This window comes from Herbidospora cretacea (genome assembly GCF_001570605.1).
GTDB classification, from domain to species: Bacteria; Actinomycetota; Actinomycetes; order Streptosporangiales; family Streptosporangiaceae; genus Herbidospora; species Herbidospora cretacea.
The window spans coordinates 192,203-200,573 of the sequence record NZ_BBXG01000014.1; the positions used below are offsets into that span (position 1 = coordinate 192,203).

Here is an 8,371-nt window from a genome sequence, read left to right on the forward strand (position 1 = left end):
GTCTGAGGTGCCAGGCTGGGCTCATGAGGATCCTGGTCGTGGAGGACGACCCCACCCTGGCCGGTGTCGTGTCCGACTATCTGGTGCGCGCCGGTCACGTGGTCGCCCACGCCGCCGACGGGCCGTCGGGGCTCGACCGGGCGATCACCGAAGGCCCCGACCTGGTGGTGCTCGACCTCATGCTGCCCGGCCTCGACGGGCTGGAGGTCTGCCGCCGTCTGCGCGCCGCGAGCGCCGTCCCGGTGATCATGCTGACCGCCCGGGGCGAGGAGGACGACCGCATCGCCGGGCTGGAGGTGGGGGCCGACGACTACGTCACCAAACCGTTCAGCCCCCGTGAGCTGGTGCTGCGCGTCGAGTCGGTGCTGCGGCGCAGCCGGGCGGCCGTCCCGGCGGTGCGCGGGCCGCTGGGCGCGGCCGGGCTCACGCTCGACCCGGAGACCCACCGCGCCGCCAAGGACGGCGTCGAGCTCGCGCTGACGCTGCGGGAGTTCGACCTGCTGGCCCATTTCCTGTCGCATCCCCATCGGGCGCACACCCGCGAGGAGCTGATGCGGGAGGTGTGGGGCTGGGACTTCGGCGACCTGTCGACGGTGACCGTCCACGTCAGACGGCTGCGCGGCAAGATCGAGGACGATCCGGCCCAGCCCCGCCTGATCCACACGGTGTGGGGCGTCGGCTACCGCTTCGACCCCGGGTTCGGCCCCGGATCCGATCAGGGAGGGCCGGAATGAAGGACGTGGTGCTCATCGCGCTGTTCGCGCTCGGCGGGGCGGCGCTGGCCGGGCTGGCGGGGGCGGGTGTGCTGATGTTCCTGCGGCGGCGTTCGGTGGCGGTCTCGCTGGTCGTGGTGGCGGTCGTCGCGGTCACCGCCATGCTCGCCGGGACGCTGTCGGTCGCGTGGGCGATGTTCCTGTCCCCCCACGACCTGTGGGTGGTGACGCTGGTGGTCGCGATGGCCGCCGCGGTGTCGCTGCTGACCGCGCTGGTGCTGGGCCGCTGGGTGGTCGCCCGCAGCCGTGACCTCGCCCGGGCCGCCCGCGACTTCGGCGACGGAGGCGACTTCGCCGCGCCCGCCGCCCCGGCCACCGCCGAGCTGGCCGACCTGGCCCGGGAACTGGCCGCCACCAGCGAGAAGCTGGCCGCCTCCCGGGAGCGCGAACGGGCTCTGGAGGCCTCGCGCCGCGAGCTGGTCGCGTGGATCTCCCACGACCTGCGCACCCCACTCACCGGGCTGCGCGCGATGGCCGAGGCGCTGGAGGACGGCGTGGCCGCCGACCCGGGCCGCTACCACCGGCAGATCCGGGCCGAGGTCGAGCGGCTGACCGCGATGGTCGGCGACCTGTTCGAGCTGTCGCGCATCCACGCGGGGGCGTTCACCCCCGTGCCGAGCCGGATGTCCCTGCGCGACCTGGCCGCCGACGCGCTGCTCGGGGCCGGGCCGCTGGCCGACGAGCGCGGGGTGCGGCTGGTCGGGGAGGAGATCCACCACGTGCCCGTGGAGGTCGACGGCAAGGAGATGACCCGCGTCCTGGCCAACCTGCTGGTGAACGCCATCAGGCACACCCCCGCCGACGGCACGGTCGCGGTGAGCGCCACCCGGCGCGGCCAGAGCGCGGTGCTGGCGGTCACCGACGCGTGCGGCGGCATCCCGGCCGACGACCTGCCCCGGGTCTTCGACACCGGCTGGCGCGGCACCGCCGCCCGCACCCCGCCCGCCGGGGCCGGGCTGGGGCTGGCGATCGTGCGCGGCATCGTCGAGGCCCACGCGGGCCAGGCCGATGTACGCAACGTGCCGGGCGGCTGCCGGTTCGAGGTCACCCTGCCGCTGGTGACCTGAGCGGCGCGCGGGCGAACTCCGCGACCCCCTCCGCGAACCCGACCTCCGGCTTCCAGCCCAGTTCGTCCCGCGCCCGGGAGGAGTCGGCGGTGATGTGCCGCACGTCGCCCAGCCGGTATTCGCCCGTGACGACCGGCGCCGGCCCGCCGAAGGCCGCGGCGAGGGCGGCGGCCATCTCGCCGACGGTGTGCGGCTCGCCGCTGCCGACGTTGTAGGCGGTGTGCCCCTCTTCCCCGGTGAAGGTCAGCGCCGCCACGTTGGCCCGCGCGACGTCCCCGACGTGGACGAAGTCGCGCCGCTGCCCGCCGTCCTCGAAGACCCTGGGGGCCTGGCCGCGCTCCAGCGCCGAGCGGAAGAACGAGGCGACCCCGGCGTAGGGGGTGTCGCTCGGCATGCCCGGCCCGTAGACGTTGTGGTAGCGCAGCGACACCGCCCGGCCGCCGGTCGCCCGCGCCCACGAGGCGGCCAGATGTTCCTGGGCGAGTTTGGTGGCGGCGTAGACGTTGCGCGGGTCGGCCGGGGCGTCCTCGCAGACCAGGCCGGGAAGCAGGGTGGCGCCGCAGCGGGGGCAGCGGGGCTCGAACCGGCCCGCCGCCAGGTCGGCGACCGCGCGGGGACCGGGCCGCACCACGCCGTGGACCGCGCAGGTGTAGCGGCCCTCGCCGTACACGACCATGGATCCCGCCTGGACCAGCCGGGTCACCCCCGCGCGCGCCATCTCGGCCAGGAGCACGGCGGTGCCCAGGTCGTTGCAGGAGACGTAGCCGGGCGCGTCGCCGAAGTCCGCGCCGAGCCCGACCATGGCAGCCTGGTGGCAGACCGCGCCGACCCCCCGGAGCGCCCCGGCCACCGCCGCCGCGTCCCGGACGTCGCCTCTGACGAATTCGGCGTCCGGGAGCACCGGCTCCTCGGGATGGACGGCCGGGAGCAGGGCGTCGAACACGACCGGCTCATGCCCGGCGGCGTTGAGCGCGGCGACGACCTGTGAGCCGATGAACCCGGCTCCACCTGTGACGAGTACTCGCATGCCCGCGACGTTACGAAACCGGGCGGGCCGGGCGGGGGTTCCGCGTCCGGCCGTAAGACTTCCGTCAGATCGAGCGCAGGCGGGTCAGCTTGGCGGGGTTGCGGACGTAGTACAGGTCGGTGATGCGGGCGTCCTCGACCCGGACGGCCAGGACGCCGTCGATCCGGCCGTCCAGGCGGACCAGGAGCGCCGGGTTGGCGTTGACCTCGGCAGGCTCGGCGGTGAGTGTTCCGTCGACCTTGCCCAGGCCGCTCAGGAACATGCGGGCCACCTTCTCGCGGCCGGTGACGGGCCGTAGCGCGGCCTGCCTGACCCCGCCGCCGTCGCTGATGAGGACGACGCCGGGGGCCAGGACGTGCAGCAGGCTCCGCAGGTCCCTGGTCTCGACCGCCCGCTGGAACGCCTCCAGCGCCGCCCGGGTCTGGCGCGGGGAGCTCCTCGTGCGGGGACGGCGGGTCTCGACGCGCCGCCGGGCGCGGTGGGCGATCTGGCGGACGGCCGCCGGGCTCTTGCCGACGGCGGCCGCGATCTCGTCGTAGCCGACGCCGAAGGCCTCGCGCAGCACGAAGACGGCGCGCTCGGTCGGCGACAACGTCTCCAGCACGAGCATGAGCGCCATCGACATGCTCTCGGCGAGCTCGACGTCCTCGGCGACGTCGGGCGCGGTGAGCAGCGGTTCGGGCAGCCACGGGCCGACGTAGGCCTCCTTGCGGCGCTTCATGCCGCGCAGCCGGTTGAGCGACTGGCGGGTGGTGATGCGGACCAGGTAGGCGCGCTGGTCGTGCACCCGCTCCAGGTCGACCCTGACCCACCGCAACCAGGTTTCCTGCAGGACGTCCTCGGCGTCGGCGGCCGAGCCGAGCATCTCGTACGCGACGGTGAACAGCAGGTTGCGGTGGGCGAGGAAGGCGTCGGTCGCCGGTTCCTCCGGCGCGGAGCCGCTCACGGACGACCCGACCGTGCCCGCACGCCCTTGCCGTCCTTGACCCAGGTGAGCGAGCCGGGTTTGCGGGCCTCCGCCGCCAGGTGCTTCAGGGTGCTCCGGCAGACGAACTCCTTGAGCCTGGCCCCCGGCCTGCCGCCCACGTAGAACCGGTTGGCGGTGTCGTCTCGGTGGGCGAACTGGAAAATGCCCGCGCCACGCCCCAAGCTGACGCACTGCCCGAAGAAGCCCAGGTTGAGCGGCGCGGGCTGCTCGGCCGCGATGCGGCGGAGCACGGTGTCGGCGGCGTGCGCCCCGATTCTCGTGGCCGACTGGCAGCTCATCCGCAGGGGCAGGCCCGACGGCGCCGCCGCGTCCCCGGCCGCGACGATACGCGGGTCGTCGACGCTGGTCAGGGTCTCGTCGGTGAGCAGGCGGCCCAGGGCGTCGACGCTCAGCCCGCTGCGCGCGGCCAGGTCGGGCACGCCGAATCCGGCGGTCCAGACGGTCACCGCGCTCGGCAGCTCGCGGCAGTCCCCGAGGCGCACCGCCTCGCGGCTGACCGCCGTGACCCTGGCCTGGCCGCCTTCGAGGACGTTCACGCCGAGCGAGGCCAGCCGCCCGGCGACCGAACGCCGGCCCCGCGGATGCAGATACGGGCCGAGCACCGGCCCGCACACCAGCGTCACCGCGCGGCCCAGCTCCGCCAGTTCGGCCGCGGTCTCGATGCCGGTCGGACCGGCCCCGACCACCGTCACCGCGGCCGTGGCGGGCGCCGCGTCGAGAACCGGCCGCAGCCGCTGCGCCTCCTCCAGGGTGGCGAGCGGGTAGGCGAACTCGGCCGCTCCGGGCACGCCCGGTTCGGCGCTGCCGCTGCCCACCGCGTAGATCAGGTAGTCGTAGCCGATCGAGCCGCCGGTCGCCAGGGTCACCCTGCGATCCGCCACGTCGATGCGGGTGACGGTGCCGACGACCAGCCGGACGCCGTCGGCCAGGACGGCCGGGTAGCCGACGACCGCGTCGTCGGAGCCGCCCACATACTGGTGCAGGCGGATCCGCTCGACGAAATTCGGCCGGGCGTTGACGAGCGTGACCGAGACGTCGTCGCGCTGGGTCAGCCGGTCAGCCGCCAGGACACCGGCGTATCCGCCGCCGATCACGACCACGTGGATGCTCTTGTCCATCAGATGCCCTTCGCTCAGAGGTACGGCATCAAGACACCGCCTGATCGGAAGCTGTGACAGCGGGTGAGACAGGTCACGCTGCTCTGAGCGGATCCGCCGCAGGCGGATCGGGTCGATGTGGGGCGGGGCGGCCTCACATGATGGACGCATGAGTGAAGAATCGAAAGCGCCTCTGTTCGACGCGCATTTGCGGCGGCGGCTTTACGAGCAGCGGACGCTCGTTCTCGACGGACCTCTCGACGACGACAACGGCACCCTTCTCACGACCCAGTTGATAACCCTCGCGACGCAGGATCCCTCATCCGACATCGCCTTGTGGATCCATTCCCCGGGTGGTTCCGTTCCGTCGATGCTGGCGATCCGTGACATCATGCGGCTGATTCCGTGTGACGTGTCGACGCTGGTGCTCGGCATCGCCTACAGCGCGGGCCAGTTCCTGCTCTCCTCGGGAGCCAGGGGCAAACGCCGGGCGCTGCCCCACTCGCGGGTGCTGATGCACCAGGGGTCGGCCGGGATCGGCGGCACCGCCGTCGACATCGAACTGCAGGCCAGCGACCTGCGCCACACCCGTGACACGGTGCTCGGCCTCATCGCCGAGGACACCGGCCAGCCCGTGGAGCGCATCTTCGAAGACTCCCTTCACGACCGCTGGTACACGGCGCAGGAGGCGCTCGACTACGGCTTCATCGATTCGATCGTCAGCGATTTCGGCGAGATCGCGCCGCTCGCCCACCACCGGCTCGGTTTCGGCGTCACCGAAGGAGCGGCCCGATGAGCAGTTACACGATTCCCAACGTCATCGCCCGCAATTCGCGCGGCGAGCGCATTCTCGACGTCTATTCACATCTGCTCACCGAGCGCATCGTCTATCTCGGCACGGCGATCGACGCGGGTGTCGCGAACGCGCTCATCGCGCAGTTGATTTTCCTGGAGTCCGACAATCCCGACGCCGACATCCAGTTCTACATCAACTGCGAAGGCGGCGACCCGAGCGCCATGCTCGCCATCTACGACACGATGCGTTACATCCGCCCGAAGGTCGCCACGACCTGCGTCGGCCAGGCCATCGCGGTGGGCGCGGTCCTCCTCGCGGCCGGGGCCGAGGGCAAACGGGCCGCCCTCCCCCACGCGCGGGTGGTCCTCCACCAGCCGGCCGCCCAGGGGCGCGGCGCGATCCCCGACCTCATCCTGCAGGCCGACGAAGTCGTCCGCGTCCGGGCCGACATCGAGCGCATCCTGTCCCGTCACACGGGCCAGACCGTCGAGACGCTCCGCACCGACACCGACCGCGACCGGGTGTTCACCGCAAGGGCGGCGATGGAATACGGCCTCCTCGACGAGATCATCGAGCAGCACTCCCGCACCTGACCGCGGGCACCGCGCCGCGATCGACGTGGTCACGCCGAGCAGGGCGGTGCGCGACGACCGGAGGGCTGCTCTCGTCCAACGCTGCCGGTTCGGCGCGCGGCCGCCGGAGTGCGACCGGAGGCTGCGGGAACTGCTGTCAGAGCCGAGGTCATCCCCTGTCCGGCGACCCTGGCGCGGATCCGGGTCACGCCCTGATCACTCCCGGAAGTGCCAGCCCTCCCGGGACCCCAGCCGGGTGAGCCGCACGCCGAGGCCGCCCAGCATCTGCCCGCCGAGGGACTCGTGGTGCCACGGCCCTGCGCTGGGGGCGTTCTGCCAGGTATGGACCATGTCGCCCACGTCGTTGATCCCGAAGACCTCCAGGCGTCCGTCGCCGTTGCGGGCGACGCAGATCCGGCCGACCAGGTTGGTCAGGGGCATCGGATTCCAGCCCGACCAGCCGTTGTTGGGCGCGGTCTGCCAAGTGTTGTAGAGGCGGCGGTCGGTGCCGATCGCGAAGAGCTCACACCGGCCGTCGAGGTTGCGCGAGACGACCGGCGCCGAGGTGACCACCCCGCCCATCGAGGCCGGCCCGCCCCACTGCGCGGCGGCGGGCGCGGTCTGCCAGACCACCCGGGGCTCGTCGCCCACACTCACGAAGTGCACGTCCATGCGCAGGTCTGCGCCCAGCACCCCGGCGACCGGCGTCTGGCTCACCGGGCCGGTGAGGATGGGCCAGTCCGACGTCCAGTTCTCCGCGCCCGAGTTGGGGCTGGTCTGGGAGATGTGGCGCAGGGTGCCGTCGACGTGGCGGGCGAAGACGGTGAGACGCCCGTCGGCGTGCATCGCCACATGAGGGCTGCCCGTGATCTGGCCGCCGAGGGGCCTCCACTGGCCGAGCCCGTCGGGGCCGTCCTGGACACAGGTCCAGAGCTGGCCGTCGCTCCAGCGGGAGAAGACCTGGAGCAGGCCGTCGGCGTTGGTCGCGACGGCCGGCTCGTCGGTGAGCGAGCCGCCGTGCGACTGCCAGGAGCCCCAGCCGTTGCCCGGCGCGATCTGGCTCAGGTGCCACAGCGTGCCATCGACGCCCCGGGCGAAGACGCGCAGGCGGTCGAAGAAGCGGATCGCCGCCGGCCCCGTGACGAGACTCCCGCCGAGCGATTGAAAGGACGCCCAGGGCCCGGCCGACGGCCCCTTCTGCCAGCTGTGCCAGATGGCGCCGTCGCTTCCGAGAGCGAAGACCTCCAGCCGTCCGTCGCTGTTCATTACGGCACCCACGCGCCCACCTCATCCCATCGTGTCCGCTTTCTCCATTGCGCATATGCCGATATTTGCCTCGATGGAAAGCCGGAGACCGGCAAACGATCGGCCAGGAGCTCCCGCGACGGCGGACAAGATGGCCGAAGACCAGCGTCGCGCCGAAGATCAGCACCCCGTGCCCGGCGAGCACCTACCGCAGGCGAACTAGGGCCTGTACGGACTTCGGATCTTCATCCGGGCTGAAGGCTTCGGATCCACAGAAGGGCACCGCGTAGATGGAGCCCGGCCAAATAGCTGCCAGGGGTCTTATCGGAGCGGAAGGCCAGGCCTCGCCATTGTTTGATCTGGTTGATGCAGCGTTCGGCGGTGTTGCGCTGCTGGTAGAGGATGGGGTCGTGGCTGATGGGGCGGCCGCCGAGTGAGCCGCGGTTCTTGCGATGGACGGCTTGGTCCTTCTTCTCCGGGATGACGGCTTTGATGCCGCGCTCACGCAGGTGGGCGCGGTTGCCGCGCGAGGAGTAGGCCCTGTCGGCGGCTACCGCCCCGGGTCGGGTGCGTGGACGGCCGATCGGAACTCGAACCTTGATCTTTGACAGCACTGCACGGAACTGCGGGCTGTCTCCGGCCTGACCTGGAGTGAGAACGAAGGACAGCGGCCGGCACCGCCGATCGGCCGAGAGGTGGATTTTGCTGGTCAGCCCACCCCGTGAGCGTCCCAGCGCGGCAAGCTTCAGCCGGATGCCGTGCCGCAGCCGTAACCATCGTCGCGCCGTTTGGCGCTCCTGCACTAC

The 8,371-nt window shown here is 72.2% G+C and carries 9 protein-coding genes; 4 read left to right on the forward strand and 5 right to left on the reverse strand.

The genetic code is table 11. The features are described from left to right. The first annotated feature begins 23 nt into the window (after nt 1–23). Nucleotides 24–734, forward strand: a complete 711-nt coding sequence (locus AW270_RS25675) for a response regulator transcription factor (protein WP_245674848.1) — start codon at nt 24–26, stop codon at nt 732–734. Then, the gene (locus AW270_RS25680; protein WP_061298401.1) at nt 731–1,840 is read left to right on the forward strand and encodes a sensor histidine kinase; all 1,110 of its coding nucleotides are present in this window, start codon (nt 731–733) and stop codon (nt 1,838–1,840) included. Before AW270_RS25675 ends, AW270_RS25680 begins: the two co-directional genes overlap by 4 nt. On the opposite strand, the gene AW270_RS25685 is transcribed toward AW270_RS25680, so the two are convergent. The 3 genes from AW270_RS25685 to AW270_RS25695 all read right to left on the reverse strand — a co-directional run bounded on the left by AW270_RS25685 (nt 1,818) and on the right by AW270_RS25695 (nt 4,973). Next, complete coding sequence (locus AW270_RS25685; RefSeq protein WP_061298403.1) at nt 1,818–2,867, reverse strand: NAD-dependent epimerase/dehydratase family protein; 1,050 nt, start codon at nt 2,865–2,867, stop codon at nt 1,818–1,820. The two genes, AW270_RS25680 and AW270_RS25685, sit on opposite strands and share 23 nt — an antisense overlap. A 64-nt stretch (nt 2,868–2,931) precedes the next feature. Further along, entirely contained in the window at nt 2,932–3,732 is an 801-nt protein-coding gene (locus AW270_RS25690; RefSeq protein WP_439649073.1) for an RNA polymerase sigma-70 factor, read from the reverse strand. Between the two features lie 77 nt (nt 3,733–3,809). Then, nucleotides 3,810–4,973, reverse strand: a complete 1,164-nt coding sequence (locus AW270_RS25695; protein ID WP_061298407.1) for an NAD(P)/FAD-dependent oxidoreductase — start codon at nt 4,971–4,973, stop codon at nt 3,810–3,812. Nucleotides 4,974–5,121: 148 nt separating this feature from the next. Between AW270_RS25695 and AW270_RS25700 the strand changes: the two genes are divergently transcribed. After that, nucleotides 5,122–5,748, forward strand: a complete 627-nt coding sequence (locus tag AW270_RS25700; protein WP_061298409.1) for a ClpP family protease — start codon at nt 5,122–5,124, stop codon at nt 5,746–5,748. Beyond that, nucleotides 5,745–6,341 carry a ClpP family protease gene (locus AW270_RS25705; protein ID WP_061298411.1) on the forward strand — a complete coding sequence of 199 codons (597 nt, stop codon included), beginning with the start codon at nt 5,745–5,747 and terminating at the stop codon, nt 6,339–6,341. The genes AW270_RS25700 and AW270_RS25705 overlap by 4 nt, the downstream gene beginning before the upstream one ends. A 195-nt stretch (nt 6,342–6,536) precedes the next feature. Here the strand turns inward: AW270_RS25705 and AW270_RS25710 are convergent, their stop codons facing one another. Then, nucleotides 6,537–7,598 (reverse strand): PLL family lectin, encoded by a 1,062-nt coding sequence (locus AW270_RS25710; RefSeq protein WP_157522621.1) that lies wholly within the window; start codon nt 7,596–7,598, stop codon nt 6,537–6,539. Nucleotides 7,599–7,810: 212 nt separating this feature from the next. Next, a partial coding sequence (locus AW270_RS38020; protein ID WP_157522624.1) for an IS5 family transposase occupies nt 7,811–8,371 on the reverse strand: 561 nt, incomplete at its 5' end.